At 71.8% G+C, this 18,790-nt stretch carries 15 protein-coding genes; 11 read left to right on the top strand and 4 right to left on the bottom strand.

Going from position 1 to position 18,790, the window contains the following annotated elements; translation table 11 throughout:
• The first annotated feature begins 180 nt into the window (after positions 1–180).
• Positions 181–702 carry an HAD domain-containing protein gene (locus AC0QU1_RS05280; protein WP_483574924.1) on the top strand — a complete coding sequence of 174 codons (522 nt, stop codon included), beginning with the start codon at positions 181–183 and terminating at the stop codon, positions 700–702.
• A 214-nt stretch (positions 703–916) separates the two neighbouring features.
• On the opposite strand, the gene AC0QU1_RS05275 is transcribed toward AC0QU1_RS05280, so the two are convergent.
• From AC0QU1_RS05275 to AC0QU1_RS05260, 4 genes are all read right to left on the bottom strand, one after another.
• The gene (locus AC0QU1_RS05275; protein WP_483574923.1) at positions 917–1,360 is read right to left on the bottom strand and encodes a hypothetical protein; all 444 of its coding nucleotides are present in this window, start codon (positions 1,358–1,360) and stop codon (positions 917–919) included.
• A gap of 229 nt (positions 1,361–1,589) precedes the next feature.
• Complete coding sequence (mobF, locus tag AC0QU1_RS05270) at positions 1,590–6,857, bottom strand: MobF family relaxase (RefSeq protein ID WP_483576632.1); 5,268 nt, start codon at positions 6,855–6,857, stop codon at positions 1,590–1,592.
• 397 nt (positions 6,858–7,254) lie between these two features.
• The gene (locus AC0QU1_RS05265; protein ID WP_483574922.1) at positions 7,255–9,000 is read right to left on the bottom strand and encodes a ParB/RepB/Spo0J family partition protein; all 1,746 of its coding nucleotides are present in this window, start codon (positions 8,998–9,000) and stop codon (positions 7,255–7,257) included.
• Positions 9,001–9,104: 104 nt separating this feature from the next.
• Entirely contained in the window at positions 9,105–9,545 is a 441-nt protein-coding gene (locus AC0QU1_RS05260; protein ID WP_483574921.1) for a hypothetical protein, read from the bottom strand.
• Positions 9,546–10,422: 877 nt separating this feature from the next.
• Between AC0QU1_RS05260 and AC0QU1_RS05255 the strand changes: the two genes are divergently transcribed.
• From AC0QU1_RS05255 to AC0QU1_RS05210, 10 genes are all read left to right on the top strand, one after another.
• Complete coding sequence (locus AC0QU1_RS05255; RefSeq protein WP_483574919.1) at positions 10,423–11,046, top strand: hypothetical protein; 624 nt, start codon at positions 10,423–10,425, stop codon at positions 11,044–11,046.
• A gap of 647 nt (positions 11,047–11,693) precedes the next feature.
• Positions 11,694–11,999: a hypothetical protein gene (locus AC0QU1_RS05250; protein ID WP_483574918.1), complete on the top strand. Its 306-nt coding sequence runs from the start codon at positions 11,694–11,696 to the stop codon at positions 11,997–11,999.
• A 21-nt stretch (positions 12,000–12,020) separates the two neighbouring features.
• Positions 12,021–12,803, top strand: coding sequence for an SAF domain-containing protein (locus AC0QU1_RS05245; RefSeq protein ID WP_483574917.1), 783 nt, complete (start codon positions 12,021–12,023; stop codon positions 12,801–12,803).
• Positions 12,803–13,669: a CpaE/TadZ family protein gene (locus AC0QU1_RS05240; protein WP_483574916.1), complete on the top strand. Its 867-nt coding sequence runs from the start codon at positions 12,803–12,805 to the stop codon at positions 13,667–13,669. The genes AC0QU1_RS05245 and AC0QU1_RS05240 overlap by 1 nt, the downstream gene beginning before the upstream one ends.
• On the top strand, positions 13,666–15,312 hold the full coding sequence (locus AC0QU1_RS05235; RefSeq protein WP_483574914.1) for a TadA family conjugal transfer-associated ATPase: 1,647 nt from the start codon (positions 13,666–13,668) through the stop codon (positions 15,310–15,312). Before AC0QU1_RS05240 ends, AC0QU1_RS05235 begins: the two co-directional genes overlap by 4 nt.
• On the top strand, positions 15,309–16,268 hold the full coding sequence (locus AC0QU1_RS05230; RefSeq protein ID WP_483574913.1) for a type II secretion system F family protein: 960 nt from the start codon (positions 15,309–15,311) through the stop codon (positions 16,266–16,268). The genes AC0QU1_RS05235 and AC0QU1_RS05230 overlap by 4 nt, the downstream gene beginning before the upstream one ends.
• Entirely contained in the window at positions 16,265–17,170 is a 906-nt protein-coding gene (locus AC0QU1_RS05225; RefSeq protein WP_483574912.1) for a type II secretion system F family protein, read from the top strand. Before AC0QU1_RS05230 ends, AC0QU1_RS05225 begins: the two co-directional genes overlap by 4 nt.
• 271 nt (positions 17,171–17,441) lie before the next feature.
• Positions 17,442–17,774 (top strand): pilus assembly protein, encoded by a 333-nt coding sequence (locus AC0QU1_RS05220; RefSeq protein WP_483616394.1) that lies wholly within the window; start codon positions 17,442–17,444, stop codon positions 17,772–17,774.
• Positions 17,775–17,902: 128 nt separating this feature from the next.
• Positions 17,903–18,295 carry a pilus assembly protein gene (locus tag AC0QU1_RS05215; RefSeq protein WP_483574908.1) on the top strand — a complete coding sequence of 131 codons (393 nt, stop codon included), beginning with the start codon at positions 17,903–17,905 and terminating at the stop codon, positions 18,293–18,295.
• Positions 18,292–18,768 carry a TadE/TadG family type IV pilus assembly protein gene (locus AC0QU1_RS05210; protein WP_483574906.1) on the top strand — a complete coding sequence of 159 codons (477 nt, stop codon included), beginning with the start codon at positions 18,292–18,294 and terminating at the stop codon, positions 18,766–18,768. The genes AC0QU1_RS05215 and AC0QU1_RS05210 overlap by 4 nt, the downstream gene beginning before the upstream one ends.
• Positions 18,769–18,790: the final 22 nt, after the last annotated feature.

The raw sequence follows: 18,790 nt of genomic DNA, 5'->3' as shown, positions 1-18,790 counted from the left end.
CACAACGGCTGCGAGCTCTCCGGCGCTGTGGCGACCGACCGGTGACCCGCCGCCGGCCACGCCCCAGCCCGAGGATGCGACCCGGCATACTCACTCCAGGCGACCACACCGTGGGAGCGGCAACCGGGCAGACTCCTGGTCGTAGCCGGACGATCGGCTGATGCGCGCTGAGGAGGACGGATGACCACGCCGACCTGGTACCTGGACGTGGACGGCGTCATCAACGCCGTCCCGCAGCCATCGCGCCGCCAGCGTGACCAGTTCGAGCACACCACCGTGACCGTCCACGAGGGTTCGGTGGTCACGGAGCTTCCGGTCTGGTGGCGCCCGGCCGTCGTGGACGCCATCAACGCTGTGTCTCGGGCGGGCCTGGCACGGATCGTGTGGCTGACCACCTGGGGAGCTCAGGCGAGCACGGTCCTGGCGCCGCGGATCGGCCTGGACGAGTTCGACGTCGCCACCCCGAGTCCGGGTGAACCGTCGCCGGAGTCGGAGGGCTGGTGGAAGGTCCGCACGATCAAGGACCGCAGCGCGCCGGGTGACCGGCTGGTGTTCACCGATGACGACCTGAGCCGGACCACGCGGTCGGCGTTGCTGGACCGGTACGAGCCGGAGCGTGTTCTCCTGGTCACGCCGACGTCCTCTCCTGGGCTGACCGACGATCACCTGCGCGGTATCGAGAAGTTCCTCAAGGCCACGTAGACCACGGCGGGCCTGGGGCCTGGCGCCGGTGACGTATCGAGCACGGTTCGACGCTCGCATTCGGCGCCAAGGCGCGGCGACCGCCGCCGGCGTGCTCCCCGGGAGGCCTGTTCTGCGCCGTTGTCGCCACGCTCGTGGTGCGCCCATGCATGTGCGGTGAGGGTCGCCCGGCGACGCCAGTGGCGTTATCGCGTGTGCGCGGGTCCGCCGTGGGTCACCTGGTGGGGCGTCGCTGGCTGAGTGCGCGCCACAACCGTGCCCACCATGGTCCGGGGTCGGGTGCAGTCGCTGCCGACCAGCCTGCGGTCAGGGCGTGTGCCTGTTCGGGTGTGACGGCATCAGGGTGAGTGCGGGCGAGGTAGGCCCATCGCACCGGCGAGAGGAGATTCACGCGGGTACCGACACGCTCTCGCACGGCGACGGTCAGGGCGCTCAGCGTCGCGTCCGCCTCGGTCGGTTCGGACAGTCTGTCCAGGCTGCCACCGGCCGCCCGGATCACCGCTTCGCGGCCGGTCAGGTACTCCGGGGTGTTGTGGTAGGTCAGCCAAGTCGAGAACGCGGCCTCGATCTGCGCATCGCTCAGGTCACGGATCCGCTCCGGGCTCGGTATACCGGAGCTCGGCTGCTCGAAGGCCGATGTCACGCCCGTCTCAGTCATGCCCGTCTCCTTTGCCTCGTGGCCGCCCGGCGCCGCCAGCGTGCCACGATCCGGCCGGCCGTGCCTGCGGCGCCGCGTTCCGTCACCGTTACGGGTCTATCCTGCCGCCAGGTCCTGGTTGCCGAGCGCCTGATCGCCACCGGCGACCCGCACCAGGTCGCCGCCGCACTGGTAGACCGCTACTGGTGGTCACGGGGCCGCCAGCGATGCGACACGTGGGCGCTCCTGACTACCAAGTCCGACTGGTTTCGCGCTCGCGTTCCCGCTCGGCATGGTCGCGGCGGGCGCGTTCGTCGGCCTCGCGCCGCATCCGCTCGGTGCGGGCTCGGGCGTCGGCCAGGACTGCCGGGGCGCGTTCCATCGGCCGCGGCCCGGACCTGGCTACAGGTCGCAGTTCGGTGTCGCCGGTGGTGGTGATGGCCCCCAGGGCGCGGGCCGCGATGGCGTACGCGTCGCCGCGTTCGCCCTCCCCGACGCGCGGCCCGAGCGGGTCGACCGGGTCGGTGATCTGGTACCGGTCACGGTAGGCCAGCACCTGTCGCATCGCCGCGGTCCAGGCGTCGCGGGCGGGCCCGGGTGGGGGTGGTGGGGTGATCGACTCCATCCACAGTTCCGGGTCGGTGAGTGCCCGGTTGACCAGGGTGTTCAGGCGGGTGGCGACCAGGTCGGCGTGCCGGGCCAACCAGGCCTGCACGAGCGGGTCGGTCACCAGGGGTGGCCGCCCAGCCCCCGCTACGTCATGGGTGGGGTTGATGTCGTGGCCGAGGTCGGCGAGCGCGCCGGCGAGGATCTTGTCGGAGAGGTGGTCGGTCAGGACCTGCCGCACCGAGCCGACGTCCAGCTGTGCGTGCGTGGTGGCGCCGGGGGTGTCGCCGACGGTACGCGCGATGTGGTCGACCAGGGTCGGCCACTGCAGTGGTTCGACGCGGTCGTAGAGGTGGTCGACCAGGGCCCGCAGGACGATGATCTGCCGGTCGAAGTGGTCGAAGGATCGGATGCGCTGGAGGTTGGGTTCCATCGCGAACCAGGCCAGCGGCAAGGGCTCGGCCAGGGACGCGGCGAGGACGTCGGGGTCGTCGACGGCGACCTGCGCCGGGTCCGCGGGCAGGTCCAGTGCTTGGGCGTGAGCGGCTTCGGTCGGGGTGAGGGCTTGCCAGAGGCGAGCGGCGGCGGTCCGCCCGGCGGTGTCCGGGTCCAGGGCGACGATCAGGTCGGTCAGGTCCCGCCCCGTCGCTTCGCGTAGGGCTTGGAGGTGGTGTGGGGTGATGCCGGTGCCGCCGGCCGCGACCGGCACGATCTCGATCCCCGTCTGCTGGGCGAGCCGGGTGGCGGCCAGGTGGAGGGCGGCGTGGTCGGTGGGTCCCTCCACCAGCACCGGCCGCGCCCCGGCCGCCAGGCGGGCTGCCGCGTGGGGGTCCAGCCCGTACAGGAGCTCACCCTTGCGGTAGGCGGCCGTCTCGGGACTGTTCAGGTACTTCGGAGTACGTCCACCACCCGCACCCGTGTCGTCGTGGTTGGGGTTGATGCGGGCGGTGACGCCGACGACGGCCCCGGTGTGGTCGCGGTAGGGGAACACGATCCGGTCCCGGAACTTGTCGACCAGCCGCCCGCCCCGGGTGCGGGTGGCGACCCCGGCGGTCACGAGCTGGTCGGGCGTGTACCCCAGGGTCTGCAGGTGCTCGGTCAGGCCGGTCCAGGATGCCGGGGCGACACCCCACTCGGCGTCGGCCAGTCCGCGGCTGGTCATGTACCGGGTGGCCCACGCCTTACTGGGATTCTGCCCGGTCCACCAGGCCCACGCGTGCGCGGTGATCTCCACCACCAGCGCCCGCTCCCCCACATCCACGGGCGTCGCGCGGGCCGCCGGACCGTCCACCGCGGTCGTGGCCAGGCCGGTGTGCTCCCGTCCCTGCGTCCGGGTCGTGCCGGGCTCGCGGATACTCGCGGCGGTGGCGCGTTCCCAGAGGAGGTTCTGGGTCGTGTCGGGGGCGGTGGTGATCCAGACCGGCAACCCGCGCGCGTCCCGGGTGTGGGGTTGGGGCAAACCGATGCGGTGGTGCAGGACCTTCGCGATCGACTTCGCGCCCCTGAAGCCCTCCCCTGAGGCACGCCGGAGGACGGTTTCGGGGTCGGTGCCGGCGGCGTCGTGCTGGGACAGGCGCTTGGCCAGGGCCGGCCACGCCTCGTCCGCCAACACGACGGTCGCCATCCGCTCGGGCAGCACGGCGCGGACCGCCTCTGCCAGGCGGCCGGTGCGGTCGGGTTCCAGGAACGCCATGTAGGCGTCCTCGTACTCCGGCACCAGGCGGGCCAGGGAGTGCGCGTAGTCCCAGTCGTCCTCGATGACCCGGTGGGCGGGCTTCTCCTCGCCGTCGCGGTCCAAGACGCCTTTGAGCGCGTTCAGGACCGCCCGCTCGGTGTCGGGTTGGCGGTGCGGGTCCAGGTCCAGGACGTCCTCGACCTCGACGTAGACCCGGTTGGAGTCCCGTCCGCGGGTGATGGCGGTGTAGAGCTCGTTGCGGGTCATGCCGACCCCGACCATCGCGTGGCTGGTGTCCACGGTCATGCCCTGCACCCGGTGGATCGTGGCCGCGTACCCGAGCTCCACATGTTCGGCGACGTAGTCCGCCGGGAGTGCGACGGTGGCGCCGGTGTCCAGGTGCCGGGCCTGCAACGCACCGTCGCGACCGCGGGCGATCACGCGCCACAGGTCACCGTTACGGACCCAGCCCCGCCCCCAGTCGATGTGCCCGTCGTCCTGCTCGGCGTGCAGGTGCCGGTTGTTCAGCCGGGTCACGATCACGTCCCCAACACCGGCGCGGGTGTCGTCATGCAGGGTCACGCCATCTTGTTCGACCTCACCCCGGGCAACCCGGTGCAGCCGGGCACGAGCGGACAGGCTGGTGACCAGGTCGTTGGTCGCGGCGATCATGATCGTGGATAGCCCGTGGTCGGAGTCGGTCTGCCAGTTCGCGAACATCTCCTCCGCCATCTGCGCCGCCGACCCACCCTGCGTGCGGTGGCCGGTGATGTAGAAGTCCAGGCCCCGGTGATCCCCCTCGCGGATCTGCAGGGAGGCCTCGGCCTCACCCGGGGTGTGGAACCGGTGGATCTGGGTGAGCTCGACCGCCCCGGCCTGCTGCGCGATCAGCCGCAGGGCGCCCCCGGCGGCGACGGCGCCGAGTTGGGCCGGGTCCCCGAGCAGCCGCACACTCCCGCCAGCGGCCTGGGTGATGGTCAGGACCTGGGCGAGGGCGAGGGTGCCGGCCAGGCTGGCCTCGTCCACAAGCACCACCGTCCCCTCCTCCACACGCAGCCGTTCACGCAGCCGCTCCCCGCCGGCGCCCTGAGCGGCGAGGAGGAACATGTCCAGGGTCTCGGCGGTGATGTCCTCCCCGAGGTCGGCGCCGAGGACCTCCGCAGCCGCCGCGGACGGCGCCAGGGCGATGAGCTTGCCACCCGATTCCTGGACGGCGGTCGCGAGGGCGCGCATGGCGGTGGTCTTGCCGGTGCCGGCCGGGCCGATCCCCGCCACCAGGCTCATGCTGGCCGCGAACGACGCGACCAGGTCCCGCTGCCCCGGGTTCAGGACCCGGCCGGTCTCTACCCGCACCCGTTCGATCGCGTGGTCCACCACCGCCGGGTCGATGATCAGGCCGCCGGGGGTGCGGGCGGCGGTCAGGAGCTGATCCTCGGCTTCCAGGACCGCCAGCGACGTGTACCGGTTCGAGCCGTGCACGAAGTACACGCTCTCGCCGTCCTTGCGGCGCATCACATCTGGCGGCTCGTTCACCTCCGGCGCAGTGACTTGCAGGCTGCCCGCGACGGCGTGCCCGGTGATCGTCGCAGCGAGGGCGAGCAGGTCGGTGCCGGTGGGGGCATGCTCGCGCGCCAGGCGGGTGGCTTCGGCCTGCAGGGTGTACGCCGTCCAGGTCGCGTGCCGGTCGGCCACGTTCCGCAGGCATGCGTCGACCAGGTCACCACCGGCCAGGACCCCGCCCGCGAGATGGGTGAGCAGGGCCTGGCGGGCGGTCGGTGTGCGCCACCGCAGTGGCCGGAACACCCGCGCGCGGGGCCAGCGGTGCGCGAGCCGCTCGACCGCGTCGGTGACGTCCTGCGCAGCCCACCGGGCGACCCCCCGCCCGGCGAGGTCCTGGGCGACCGCACGCCACAGATCTTCCGGCTCGTCGACCACGACCCGGCCGGCCCCGGGGCGGGGGTGCAGCGCGGTGCTCAGCATCCGTGCGACCCCGTCCGCACCGCCCAGGACGCGGGCAGCCACTGCGTGCCATTGCGGGAGGCGGTCCCGCAAGCCCACCGGGGTGCCCTTGGCCTCGCGGGTGTCGAGGTTGGCCTGCTGCGTCAGCCCGAACGCCGTCTTCGTCCCCGGCTCATGCCCGTGCTTGGCCCGGTAGGCCGCGCGGAGGGTCTCGTAGGACTCCTCGATCGCCGCCCGCCGCCGCGAGAACACATCCCGCAGTTGCTTCGGGATGCCGGCAATCTCCCGCACACCCTGCTTGCCCCGACCCCTCGTCTCGGTGTGGAATACGACCCCGAGCCGGTCGACCAGCAGCTGCTCGATCCGGGTGTTGTACCGCTCGCTGGCCGTCACAGCCAGGTGGTGCAGGACCCGCCCGTCCAACGCCCGCCACCCGCCGTCGACGCCACGGACCTTGTTCGAGACCGCGACATGGGTATGCAGGTTCGGGTCCCCCGCCCGAGAATCCAAATGGTCGAACGCGACCGCGACCAGGCCGTGGGTGTCGATCTGCCGCACACCACCCGCACCCTCCCGGGTCAACGCCCCCTCCGCCTCGATCCACGCCAAGGTGTCCTGCCAGGCGTCGGTGTGCGCCTGGGTGATGGCCTCTCTCGTCGCCGGGTCGGCAAGGCCCCATAGGACGCTGATGCTCTTCGAGGGTGTGAAGACCAGGTCATACCCCGCTACCGCACGGCGGGGCTGCTGCCCCCGCTTGGCCAACCAGGTAGCGACCTCCGCGTCGGTGACCTTGCCACCGCCCTTGTCGCTCTTTTCCTGCTGCGCCAGAGCGTGGGCGACGTTCCACCGGATCAGGTCCCGCTCCACCCCCGGCTCCGGCGGCCGGTCATGCTCGGTCGCGAACCGCTCGAACGCGGCCTCCAACCCGGCCCGGAACCCGTCATCAGGGCGGGCCTCGAACCTCGGGAACGCCCGCCCGATCCACCCCGCCCGCTCCGCGTCATGCTTCGACGCGCCACGGGCCAGCGCCTCGATCTCCAGCCGGCCCGCGTCCGGGTGACGGCCCACCCCGAACAACGACTTCATCTGCTTCTCCGACACGTGCCCGGACACCCCGAGCTGGTCCAGCCCCGTGCCGACCCACTGGCCGGGCGGGTTGCCGTGCTGCATGTAGTACGCCGTCAACGACAACCCCCGCTCCCGCGGGACGTCCCCGGAGGCGACCTGCTGGGTCAGGTACGTGTACCCGCTGCCCGCGCTCAGCACGTGGACCGTCATCACGTCCCCCACCCCTCCCGGTCAGGGCCGGAGCGTGTCAACTTAGAGTTGACATTCGGGACTCCGCTCACGGCTGTGCAAGAGGTGTGTGACCCACGACAGGGGCCGGCCCGGCAGAGAGCCCCGACGCCAAGGCCATGGGCGCGCACGACAGCACGGCGAGCACAACGCGGATGCGTGGCGTGCTCGTGGCTCGGACGCGTCGTCGGCGTCGCGTGCTCGGGCGGTGCTGTGCGGCGCGCGGGCTCGGTGGCCTGGCGGCGGGAGGAGGGGCGGAGATGGGACCCCCACGCTCGGCGCGCCCACTCCCACACCTCCCTCGCCGGGCATGCGAAGAGGCCGTCACCCCCGGGGCGGGGTGACGGCCTCTTCGGCTCCAGGCGCTACCCGGCTGCTGCTACCGGGATCCGGCCGTGGCAGGTTCTGGCGCGGGCGTCGCGTTGGTCTGCGGCTTCAACGGCTGCCGCGTCGCGGACTCCGGCTTGCCGTCCTTCGTGGTGCTGGCCGTCTGGGTCGTGGTCCGGGTCGTGGCCTTGCGCGGGTTGCGCGCGGGCTGAGCCTTGTCTGCCTTCGCGGCCTTGCCCGGGGTCGGGTCGGCGTTGGTGTCCTTGGCCGGGCCGTTTCGCGTGCCCTGGCCGGTGGTGTTGGTCGTACCGCCGGTCGAGGCGGTGTCCTTGACCGGCACGAGCGGCGCGGGTGCGGTGCTCGCTTCTGCCGCCTGCAGGGTCGGGTCGTCCGGCACGGCCGTCCGGAGGCCTGCCGCGATCTCCTCGACCTCGTCCAGGTTGTACCCGAACGCCTGCAGGGCCAGGAAGTACCGGGCCTCGCGGGTGCTGCGCCAAGTGTCCTTGCTCGTGCGAGCCTCGACGGTCGCCAGTGCCAGAACCAAGGCGATCTGCCGCACCCGGCCGCGCCTGCCCGCCTTGGCCGCCTTCTGGATCATCTCGGCGATGGCCTTGTGAGCTCCGCCGTACTGGACGTTCTTGATGCCCAGCCACTCGGCGGCCAGAGCGTGACCGGTGTTACCCGCCTTGGCCAGGCCGTCCCCGTCCTCCAGCACCGACATCGCGATGAACTCGTCGGCACCCGGCGGCGCGGTGTGCTTCGTGGCGAAGTCGGCCAGCCACCTGCGGCGAACCTTGGTGGGCGTCGCCCACCGGTCCCTGTACTTGCGCACTGCGGCGCGCTCGGCCTTCTCCTTCGGGCTCAGCGGCGTCCCCAGGACGCGGCCGTCCTTCGCGTGCTTGTTCGCCCTCGGGTCGGTGCACACGTACTTCGGGACGAAGGGACCGCCGTACCCGCCCTCCAAGTAGGCGGCGTGGCCGGGGCAGTTCCGGTGCGTCTCCTCGGTCAAGCGGTTGCCCTGAGCGTCAGCCAGGTCACCCAGCCGCGTGACCTTCGTGTTCCCGTAGCCAGGGTTCGGGACCTCCCGCACACCAGCCTCGCTCAACGCCTTGCGAGCCCACTGCAGCTCCTGGGCGTGCTGGCGCTCGTCGCGCCGTCGCTCGACCTCGTGCTCGAACTGGCCAGGGTCGGTAGTGGCGACCTCGGTCAGCTTCGCGACGACCTTGTCGTCGTCCTTGAACTCATCGATCGCCAGGGCCTGCTCGATCGTTAGGTTGTGCTTGACCTGGGCGGCCCGCGCCGTCTGGGAGTCAGCGACCCTCAGCGCGGCCTTGACCGTGGCCGTGGTGGTCTTGGTGCGCTTGGCGATCTGCGCCGCCGTCTGGCCGAACAGCGCCATCTGCTTGTACCCGGCCGTGCGGTCGGCGTTCGTGATCGGGCGCCGCTGGTCGTTCTCGTGGAACTGCCTCTCCAGCCGGTCTGCTGCACTGGCGCTGCTCTTGGCCACCACGACCACCGGGTAGACTGCCAGGTCCGCCGCGATCGCCCCGAGGGTGCGCCGAGCGCCGCCGTCGAACAGGCACAGCGTCCCGTCCGGCTCCACCTGGACGCTGGGCGGCTCCAGGATCCCCAGCTCGCGGATGCTGTCTACGAAGTCGGGGTCAATGGTCTCTTCGACGTTGCTGCGGACGTTGGTCCCCAGATTCACGGTACGCGGGTCGACGTACCGCAACTCGGCCCGCTCGACGGTGTTACCCGCCGCCTTCGGCACGTTCTTGTTCTCGGTCTTCACAGACATGGTCGGCTCCTTCTGCCGTCCTGGCCCAGACGATTTCTGTGGCCGTTGCCTTTATTCTATCCCGAGCGGCGGCATTTAGCGCGTCGAATCGAGCGATATCGAGCCTATTTTTCCGGCATTCTTTCGCCGCGCTCTTGTCGTTCGATGTCCAGTTCTTCACGCCGAATATCCGCGATCTCTTCCGGGCTTCCGGCACGTGTTTCCGGGACCTGCCTCCTGGCCTCGCGGACGACCTGGCGCCACCAATCGAAGCCGTATCGCACGGCGCCATCGCGCCCTGGTGGGACGGCATCCGGCGTCCAGTAAAGCGCAACCTGGGGATCAGCCATCGCGCGCAACTCGGCGACCAGGTCTGCGACAGCCGCCTCTCTGACCTTCTGGAGGTCGTGGATCGTGTCGGTGACCCGGTGGGGGACACGCGACTTGCCCTGCTCCCAGGCAGACACGGCCGCCGGGGTCACATTCAGAATGCTGGCGAGCTCAGCCCGACCCAGGCCTAGATCGTCGCGCGCGATCCACAACTCCCCACCTGTCATTCGCGCCATCGAAACCTCGCTCCTGGTGTACTCGCACAGACCGGCCGCCCGGCGGTCGCAGAATCGATCGTAGATCCATCGCAGGCCTCCGCATCCGGCCCAGGGGCGCGGCGTTACCCGGTTCGGACGACACTCAGACCGGGCACGTGCAATCACTCCCACCCGAACGCGGGCACAGGCACGGCACCGAGGCGCGGCCGCCCCGGCCCTATCGGGGCACCACGGACGCCATGTCCGGCCTACGGGTGAGCGTCGCGACGGCGACGCCTCCTTGGGACAGCACCGAGCCCGATCACCGACGAAGTCCGGGCGACCGGCGCGGGCGAGACCCTTGCTCCCCGGACCATCTATCGCCTCGACGACGGCCGCCCCGACCGAGGGCGCCTCGCACACCGACCGCACACCCGGACGGCCTGCCTTCGTCCCTCACGACAGCCCATGATTTCGCATTATGAATTCTCCGCCTTGTGTGCCCCTGCAGCCGCACACCCGTGGTGTGCGGCGACTTGGACAATTGTCCAATAGAGCCTTTCAACGCCTCGCCAACCCGGATCCTGGAGCCGCGAGCCGGTCTCTGGACGAACTGGTGTGCGCCGTCTGACCTGCGCAAACACCGCCGCACACCATAGTGTGCGGTCCGAGCGGTGTGCGGAAAATGGTGCGTTCGCCTGCCAGTGTTCGCGACGTGACGACATTGACGAGATCCGCATCCGCGCGCCGGGCGCCGTGTTTCGTGCACGTAACAGACCGGTCAATTACCTTGCACATTCCTGCCCGATCGGAGGTAATGGTTGCCCGCAGTTTTCACCCGCGTGGCACTCTCGACCTCGACGGAGACCACCGTGCGTCGTCCCAACGGCGCGCGGAGGGAGGCAGGCTCCCCAGCATGCGTACTGCACGTCGCCCCCTGTTCACGGCCGCTCTGCTGCTCGCCCTGGCCGCCGGGTGCACGCCGAGCCCCAGCGCCTCACAAACTCCGCCGCCGACCGGGTCAACGACGCCGTCGCCGCCGGTCTCCGCCTCTCCATCGCTCAGCCCGTCCGATCCAACGGCACTCGCGCGAACACACGCCGAGGACCTCGTCCACGAGTACTACGCGCTCGTCGACCAGGTCGGAGCCGACCAGGACGCACCGCTGTCCCGCCTCAAGCGTGTCGCCACGAGCGTCGAGCTCGAAGTACTCCGGGCAGACCTGGAGCAGTGGCGCGCAAACGGGTGGCACAAGACCGGGCGTACCCGGGTGGTTGACGTCGTGGTGCAGTCGGTGAGCCTGGACAACACTGACCCGGAGGCGGGACTCGTCCCGACCGTGCAGGTGGACGTCTGCTACGACGTGAGTAACGTCGACATCCTCGATTCGGCCGGAGCTTCCGTAGTCAGCCCCGAGCGGGCCGACCGGGCGTGGGAACGTCTTCAGGTCGCCAACTATGACTATGACGACGATCCGGTTGACGGGTGGCGAGTCGCGGCCCTGGAGACGTTGGAGAAGGCGCCGTGCGCCGGCTCGTGATCGTCGCTCTCGCGGTCGTTCTGCTGGTGCCCTGGGCGACTCCCGCATTTGGAGACGAGCCGGACTGCCAGGTCGGTCGCGACACGGGCTGGTGTCGGATCACCGCGACGGACCCTGGCGCGCCATCGGTGCCTGAGCGGCCCTCTGACGATGCGGCGCTCCCAGCCTCCGATCCGGAACCCACGAAAGGCGCCGGGCGGGATTCGGCATGCACATGGATCAGCACGTCTCTGTCCGGTGGAGGCAACTCGTTTCCCGTGCCGTGCGCTACCGAACAGGGCATTTGGAGGAACGGTTCGAACTGCTATGTGAGCCGCACGCCTTTGGACCCTCAGCCGCCGGCAACCGCGCCTGAATGGGAGGGACACCCGCCCGGTGAGGGAGCCATCTACGCCTGCTACAACGTGGCCGGCAGCCCGACGTACCCGGTCTGGTTGGCGGACCCGCCTGCCGGAGCGGAAGTTGGTCCGACGCCGGGTGAGGTGGCGCAGATCGCGGTGGAGCGGATGAATCTGCGTGCGATCGAGATCGGGATGTCGCCGACGCCGGATGGTGCGGGGATTGTGGGGTTGCCGACGTGGTTGTGGGTCCAGGATCCGAGTGAGCGGACGTTCGGTCCGATCACTCGTACGGCGACGGCGGGGTCGGTGACGGTGACCGCTACGGCGCGGGTCGAGCGGATCGTGTGGGACATGGGCGACGGGACCCAGGTGGTGTGCACGGGAACGGGCACCCCGTACGAGGCCCGGTTCGGGCGGGCGCCGTCGCCGGACTGCGGGCACACCTATACCCGGGAGTCCGGGTATGAGCCCGGGCAGCGGTACACGGTCACGGCGACGAGTGAGTGGGTCGTGGACTGGAGCGGGGCTGGGCAGTCCGGCTCCCTGGATCTGGACGGGCTCTCGCGCAGTGTCCAGGTCTCGGTCGGTGAGGCACAGGTGCTTGTGAACTGACGAGCGGTCGAGGGGGCAGGTATGACGAGCACGACAACGCAGGGACCGGCGGCGCCCGGCGCCCCGCCGACGGGACCCAGGACCGGGCCGCCGAGGTTGCGTCGCCGTCCCGTGCTGTGGGTGGTGGTGGTCGCTGCGCTCGGGATCGGCGCGCTGAGCGGGGTGATGGTGGTGACCAGCCTGACCGATACCCGCACGGTGCTGGTGGCCCGGGACACGATCGTGCGCGGCTCGGTGATCGGTGCCGAGGACCTGACCGAGGCGCAGGTCGGCGCCGACGTCGCGCTGAATCTGGTCGAGGCCGGGGCGCGGGCCGAGGTGGTCGGGCAACGTGCCGCATGGGATGTCGCGGCCGGGTCGGCACTGACGCCGGAGGTCGTGGCCGAACAGCTGGTGCCGCCGTCGGGCATGTCGGTGCTCGGGATCGTGCTGCCGCCGCCGGCCTCCCCGGGGCTCGCGCTGCTGCCCGGGGACCAGGTCCGGGCGGTGGTGACGTCGACCGACCCGGCCAGTGAGCAGGCGCCGACGTTCCACGAGGCCGAGGTGGTGTCGGTCAACCCGCCCGCACCGGACGGGCAGACCGTGGTCGACGTCCTGGTCACCCACGAGGAGGCGATCACCCTGGCCGCCGAGGCGGCCGCCGGGAGGGTCACGCTCGTCCTGGACTCCCGCGAGCTCGGCACACCGGCGTCGGAGGAGACCAGTGCCCCTGACGAGTCCACTGCACCGGAGGAGACGGGCAGTCTCGACGACGGTACCGATACCGGTGAGCCGACGGGCACACCGGGAGGCGGGGAGGGCTGATGGCTGTCATCGCGTTGTGCTCGGCGTCCGGGTCCCCGGGGGTCACCACCACGGCGCTGGGTCTGGCCCTGGCGTGGCCGCGCCCGGTGATGCTGGTGGAGGCCGACCCGGTGGGCGGGTCGGCGATCCTGGCCGGGTGGTTCCAGGGTGCCCGGGACCACGATGCCGGGCTGCTGGATGTCGCGTTCGCCGCCGAACCGGTCGACCAGGCCCTGTCACGGGTCGCGGTCGGGTTGAGCGACACGGTCCGGTTCGTGCCCGGCGCCCGGTCCCACATCGAGGCGCGTGAGCTGCACGGCCTGTGGCCCGCGCTGATGGACGCCTTGACCGGCCTGGACGCGTCCGGGCAGGACGCGATCGTGGACGCGGGGCGGTTGGAGATGGCCGCGTCGCCGCATCTGGTGCTCGAGCGGGCGGCCTCGACGCTGCTGGTGACCCGGACGGATCTGCCGGCGCTGGCCGCGACCAGGTCGCATGCCGACCTGGTCGCCCGCACGCGCCCGTGGCGGCAGGCGGGGCTGCTGGCGGTCGGATCCCGCAGCCCGTACCCGGCGCGCGAGGCGGCCAAGCTCCTGGGCCTGCCGCTGGTGGCGTCGATCGCGTTCGACCCGCACGACGCGGCGGTGTACCACAGGGGGGCCACGCCCCGGACGGGGTTCTTCCGGCGGCCGTTCGCCAGGCGGGCGTTCGCGCGGTCGGTGCACGCCGCTGCCCAGGCCCTGTACGCGAGCGTCACGACCGGCGCACCACCGTCCACGTCGGAGCCACCTTCGGCCGAGGTGCCGGGGGAGGCGTCTGGTCGGGTGCCGGACCGGGCGGCGGCGTGGACCGCCGCTGCTGCTGATCAGCGAAGGGAGCGGGCATGACAGCCGAACCTCGTAGCGACACCTCGCCGGCCTCCGGCCCGGCGGGCCTGCCCTACTTCACCCGTCCGGTGCCCCGCGACCTGCCGCCCAACCGGCGCCGCCCGGCCAACCCCTGGGTCGGCACCGGAGCTCCCCGAGCCGGCGGCAGCCCGGACGAGGCCGCCGTGGCACAGCCCCCGGCCAGGCTCGGGCAACCCGCGGGCGGTCCTGCGGCGGGCGGGGCGCGAGATCGCGTGGTGCCTGTGCCGGTGGACTGGTCCCTGGTGGACGTCCTGCGCAAGCAGGTCTCCGCCGCGCAGGCCGAGAAGTTTCCCGCCGGCACGGACCCTTTGGTGCGGGAGGAGCAGGGTCTGGACACGATCACCCGGCTGGTGAACCGGGCCTCGGCCGACCGGCGCAACAGCAACCAGGAGCCGTTCACGCTGGCCGAGCGTGAGGCGCTGACGGAGGCGGTGTTCAACGCCCAGTTCCGGATGGGGCGGCTGCAGCCGCTGCTGGACGACGACCAGGTCGAGAACATCGAGATCTATGGCCACCGCGACGTCCAGCTGCAGCTCGCGGACGGCACCTGGGTGGCCGGTGACCCGGTCGCCGAGTCCGACCAGGAGCTGATCAGCCTGGTGCAGGACATCGCGTCACGGTCGCAGTCGGGTGCCCGGCCGTTCTCGGAACGCAGCCCGTACGTAGACATGCGCCTACCGCACAGCGGGGCACGCCTGGCCGCGTCCGCGTGGGTGACCGACCGGCCCGTGGTCGTGATCCGCCGGCACCGCCTGGTCCAGGTCACCCTGGACGACCTGGTGAGCCTGGACATGCTGTCACCGGTGGCGGCCTCGTTCCTGGCCGCGGCGGTCCGGGCCCGCAAGTCGATCGTGGTCTCCGGCGCGCCCAGTGCGGGCAAGACGACCCTGATGCGCGCGTTGTGCGACCAGATCCCGGACAGCGAGCGGATCGCGACGTTCGAGACCGAGTACGAGCTCGGGCTGCAGGACCTGCGACCGAACGTGATCGCGTGGGAGGCCCGCCCCGGGTCCGGAGAGGTCGGCCTGGACGGGCGGCCGGCCGGGGAGTCGACCATCGACGAGGCCCTGTGGCGCTCCTTCCGGTACAACCGGTCCCGGCTGATCGTCGGCGAGGTGCGGGGCGCGGAGGCCGAGCCCATGGTCAAGGCCATGCAGTCCGGCACCGGGAGCCTGTCCACCACGCACGCCACCAGCGCGATCGACACGATCGGGAAGCTGGTCACCTGCATGATGGAGAGCGGGCCGCAGGTCACCCCCGAGCTGGCGACCTTCAAGCTGGCCCGCGCGATCGACCTGATCGTGTACATCGACCTGTCCTACGAGCACCACGGATCCGACACGCACGGCGGCTCCGACCAGGGCGATGGTTCCGACGAGCAGGGTGGTCGGACGCCGCGCCGCCAGGTCGCCGAGATCATCTCGGTCGCGCCGGGCGAACGCGAGACCGGGTACGCCGCCACGCAGATCTTCGCCCCCGGGGCCACCGGTGCCGCCGTGGCCAGGACCATGCCCGGCCCGGAGTACCAGCGGCTGGAGGCCTACGGGTTCGACCTGGCGGGCTTCGCCGACCAGCTGAACCACCCCGCCTCCGCCCATCCGAGTACGCAGGTGCGGTCATGATCATCACCGCAGCCGTGGCGGGGGCGATGATCGTCGGGGGCCTGGTGGGCCTGGTCTACGTGCTGCTGCCCGCGCCCGAACCCGCACCCCAGGTCCCGCGGCCGCCCCGGGTGGGCCTGGTCCGCCGGGCGCGGGCAGCGCTGGTGCGGGTGCCGCGCCGGACCCGGGTCCTGCTCGCGGTCGGCGTCACGGCGGGGCTGATCGGCTGGCTGACCACCGGGTGGCCGCTGCTGGCGGTTGTCGGACCGGTCACCACGCTCGGGGTCCCGGCGCTGCTGTCCAACCGGGTCCAGGTCGAGCGGATCGCGCGCCTGGAAGCGATCCAGGACTGGACCCGGTCCCTGGCCGCGTCGCTCGTGACCGGCAAGGGCCTGGAGGAGGCCCTGACCTCGTCCGCGAAGTCCGCTCCCGCGCCGATCGCGCCCCAGGTGCGCCGTCTGGCGGCACGGCTGGAATCGCGCGGGGACGCTCGTGGCGCGTTGCTCGCGTTCGCCGACGAGCTGGGCGATCCGACCGCGGACATGGTGGCGCAGTCCCTGGCCACCGCGATCGAGCTGCGCGGCCCCGTGGCCACGGTGCTGCAGGACCTGGCCGACGACGTCGCCACCCAGGTCCGCGGCGAGCGTGAGGTCCAGGCCAACCGGGCCACCTATCGCACTACCGCGACCTGGATCACGGTCCTGGTGGTCGGGACGGTCGTCGTGATGCTGTTGAACGGGATCTACATCGAGCCCTACCGCACCCCGCTGGGCCAGCTGGTGTTCCTCATCCTGGCCAGCCTGTTCGCCCTGAACCTGGTCTGGTTCAACCGGATGTCCAACGGCCCCGGCCCCGCCCGCCTGTTCACCCCCACCCGCCCAACCCGGGCGGGCGCACCCACCCCGCCCGCAGCGCCACAGCTCCCTGCGGGCCCGGCGCTGCGCGGCGCACCGACCGGCCCGGGGAGCACACCATGACCACGCTGGGCTGGGCGGGCCTGGGCGGAGGGTCGCTCGCGCTGGCCCTGGTGATGCTGGTAGCCCGGTTCTGGCCCCGGCAGGTCGATCTGGCCGACGCCCTGACCCGCCTGGCACCGGCAACCCACCCCTCGCGCACCCCACAAACCCACAGCTCGACACAAGGCAGCACGGACCGGTTGGGACGGTGGGCGCAAAACACGCTGCCCGGGCGGCTCTGGCTGCGCACACCCACCAAGGACCTGGCCCTGCTGGGCATCCCGACCACCCGGTTCTACGGGGAACAGGTCCTGTGCGCCCTGGCCGGCCTGGTCACCGCCCCCTTGCTGGTCACCGCCCTCGGCCTGCTCAGCCCCGGCCTGTCGTTCACCGTGCCGGTCGCCGCGACCGTGCTGCTGGCCGCCACGATGTTCCAGATCCCGCACTACACCGTGGCTACCCGGGCGACCAAGACCCGCACCGAATTCCGGCGTGGTCTGTCCCTGTACACCGCGCAGCTCGCCCAGCGGCTGATCACCGGCACCGGCGTCGCCCAGGCCATGGAGGACGCCGCCCAGGACAGCCCGTCATGGGTCCTGAACCGCATCGAGGTGGCCCTGGCCAGGACACGCCGGTCCGGGGTGCGGCCCTGGGAGACCCTGAAAGACCTGGCCGACCAGATCGCCGTGCCCGAGCTGCGCGATCTGGCCGAGACCCTGGACCAGGCGGGCACCGAGAACACCGCGATCTACGACAGCCTCCGCAAGAGCGCCGACGCCCAGCGCAACGCCCTGCGCAACCACGACCTGGCCGCCGCCAACGCGATCGCGGTCCGCATGGCCGTCGCGGGCGCGTTCATGGCACTCACGTTCGTCCTCCTGCTCATGGCGCCCGCCGTGATGCGCATGCTCACCCCGGTCTGACCCCGCACACCTACCAACCAGAATGCCCCGCCGCCGAGGGCTCTCCACCGACCCAGGACCCGCCTGCCGACCAGAAAGGACCCCGGTGCCCACCCCGACCACCGCACCGCGACCAGCCCCGGCCACCGCCGTGGTCGGGGATGATCGCGCCCTCGCGCCGGTACGGCGCCCGACCCAGGCCCGGCCCAGGGCGGTAGCGTGGGCGCATAGTCGGGCCGGTGGGCGGGAGACCGGGCAGGCCGCGATCCAGACCGCAATCCTGTTCCCACTGGTGCTCCTCCTGATCATCGCCATCATCCAGGCGATGTTGTGGCTCGTCGGCCGGGAGATCGCGATCTCCGCCGCCAGCGAGGGCGCCCGGGTGGCCGCCGCCGAGGGCGGCACCACCCAGGCCGGGCAGGCCGCCGCCGTCGAGTTCGCGAACACCGCCGGGCGCGGCCTGCTGTTCACCCCCAGTGCGACGGTCACCCTCACCGACACCACCGCGACGGTCACCCTCACCGGCAGCGCCCACTCCCTGCTGGGAGGGAGCCTGCCGGTCACGCAGAGCGCGTCCATGCCCGTCGAGCGCCTCACCGCCCCCACCGGCCTGGAGGGGCCATGACCACCCCACCGGCCGCGGCGGCGGCCCAACGGTCACAGGCAACCGCTCGACGAGCGCACCACTGGCCTGGCCCCCGCCCGCGCCCTGTGGCCGGACCGTCCACGGGCGCCGGTTGGGAGGCCGGGGTCGTGGCGATCGAGGTCGCGGTCACGATCGGTGGGATCCTGCTGGTGGGCTGGGCGGTGATCTTCGGCGCCCTGTTCGTACTGGCGCAGCTGTCCGTGCAGTCGGCGGCATCCGACGCCGCCCGCACCGCCTCCCTGGCCCGCACCGCCTGGGTAGCGCAGGCCGACGCGTCGACGGCGGCGGGCATGTCCCTGGCCAACCAGGGCCTGCGCTGCGCGGCCACCGACGTCACCGTCGACGCTACCGGCCTGCAGGCCCCGGCGGGGCAACCGGCCACGGTCACCGCGACCGTGGTCTGCCACCTCGACGCCATCCGCCTGGGGCTGCCCGTGGCCGCCCGGCTGGCGATCAGTTCGTCCATGTCCTCCCCCGTCGACATGTGGAGGTCCCAATGAGCTCCCACCCACCATCCGCCGCCCGCCGCCCTGAACGGGGCGCCGGACCCCGTTCGCGTACTGCCGGGCACGACCCGGAGGCCGGGTCCGCGCTGCCGTTCCTCGTCGTCCTGGTCGGCGTGCTGCTGACGTGCGCGGCGTTCGTCGTCGAGTTCGGCGGGACGCTGCACGCCCAGCAGCGCGCCAACGACCTGGCCGCACAAGCCGCCCGGACCGCAGGACAACAGGTCGCCGCCACCCAGCCAGGGACCCGGACCCTGCAGGTCGACCCCTATGCCGCGCGCGCCGCCGCGCAGGCCTACCTGGACACCGCCGGGGTCACCGGGACGGTCACCGTCGCCGACGCCCAGATCACCGTCACGGTGACCCACACCTACCAGTCCCCCATCTCCGGGGCGCCCACGCAGGTGTCCGGTACCGCCACCGCACGCCTGATACGCACCCTGGCCGGCACCGAACAACCCACCCCGTAACCACGGCCCCGAGCAGGAGGGA

This window comes from Promicromonospora noduliphila (genome assembly GCF_056951025.1).
This window is presented reverse-complemented; position numbering and strand designations above follow the sequence as displayed.

What these genes read in the sequence shown, in the direction of transcription:
- AC0QU1_RS05275 (WP_483574923.1), bottom strand. Translation starts at nt 1,360, where the DNA reads ATGACTGAGACGGGCGTGACATCGGCCTTCGAGCAGCCGAGCTCCGGT.
- AC0QU1_RS05265 (WP_483574922.1), bottom strand. Translation starts at nt 9,000, where the DNA reads ATGTCTGTGAAGACCGAGAACAAGAACGTGCCGAAGGCGGCGGGTAAC.
- AC0QU1_RS05225 (WP_483574912.1), top strand. Translation starts at nt 16,265, where the DNA reads ATGACCACGCTGGGCTGGGCGGGCCTGGGCGGAGGGTCGCTCGCGCTG.
- AC0QU1_RS05230 (WP_483574913.1), top strand. Translation starts at nt 15,309, where the DNA reads ATGATCATCACCGCAGCCGTGGCGGGGGCGATGATCGTCGGGGGCCTG.
- AC0QU1_RS05210 (WP_483574906.1), top strand. Translation starts at nt 18,292, where the DNA reads ATGAGCTCCCACCCACCATCCGCCGCCCGCCGCCCTGAACGGGGCGCC.
- AC0QU1_RS05260 (WP_483574921.1), bottom strand. Translation starts at nt 9,545, where the DNA reads ATGGCGCGAATGACAGGTGGGGAGTTGTGGATCGCGCGCGACGATCTA.
- AC0QU1_RS05255 (WP_483574919.1), top strand. Translation starts at nt 10,423, where the DNA reads ATGCGTACTGCACGTCGCCCCCTGTTCACGGCCGCTCTGCTGCTCGCC.
- AC0QU1_RS05235 (WP_483574914.1), top strand. Translation starts at nt 13,666, where the DNA reads ATGACAGCCGAACCTCGTAGCGACACCTCGCCGGCCTCCGGCCCGGCG.
- AC0QU1_RS05245 (WP_483574917.1), top strand. Translation starts at nt 12,021, where the DNA reads ATGACGAGCACGACAACGCAGGGACCGGCGGCGCCCGGCGCCCCGCCG.
- mobF (WP_483576632.1), bottom strand. Translation starts at nt 6,857, where the DNA reads ATGACGGTCCACGTGCTGAGCGCGGGCAGCGGGTACACGTACCTGACC.
- AC0QU1_RS05240 (WP_483574916.1), top strand. Translation starts at nt 12,803, where the DNA reads ATGGCTGTCATCGCGTTGTGCTCGGCGTCCGGGTCCCCGGGGGTCACC.
- AC0QU1_RS05280 (WP_483574924.1), top strand. Translation starts at nt 181, where the DNA reads ATGACCACGCCGACCTGGTACCTGGACGTGGACGGCGTCATCAACGCC.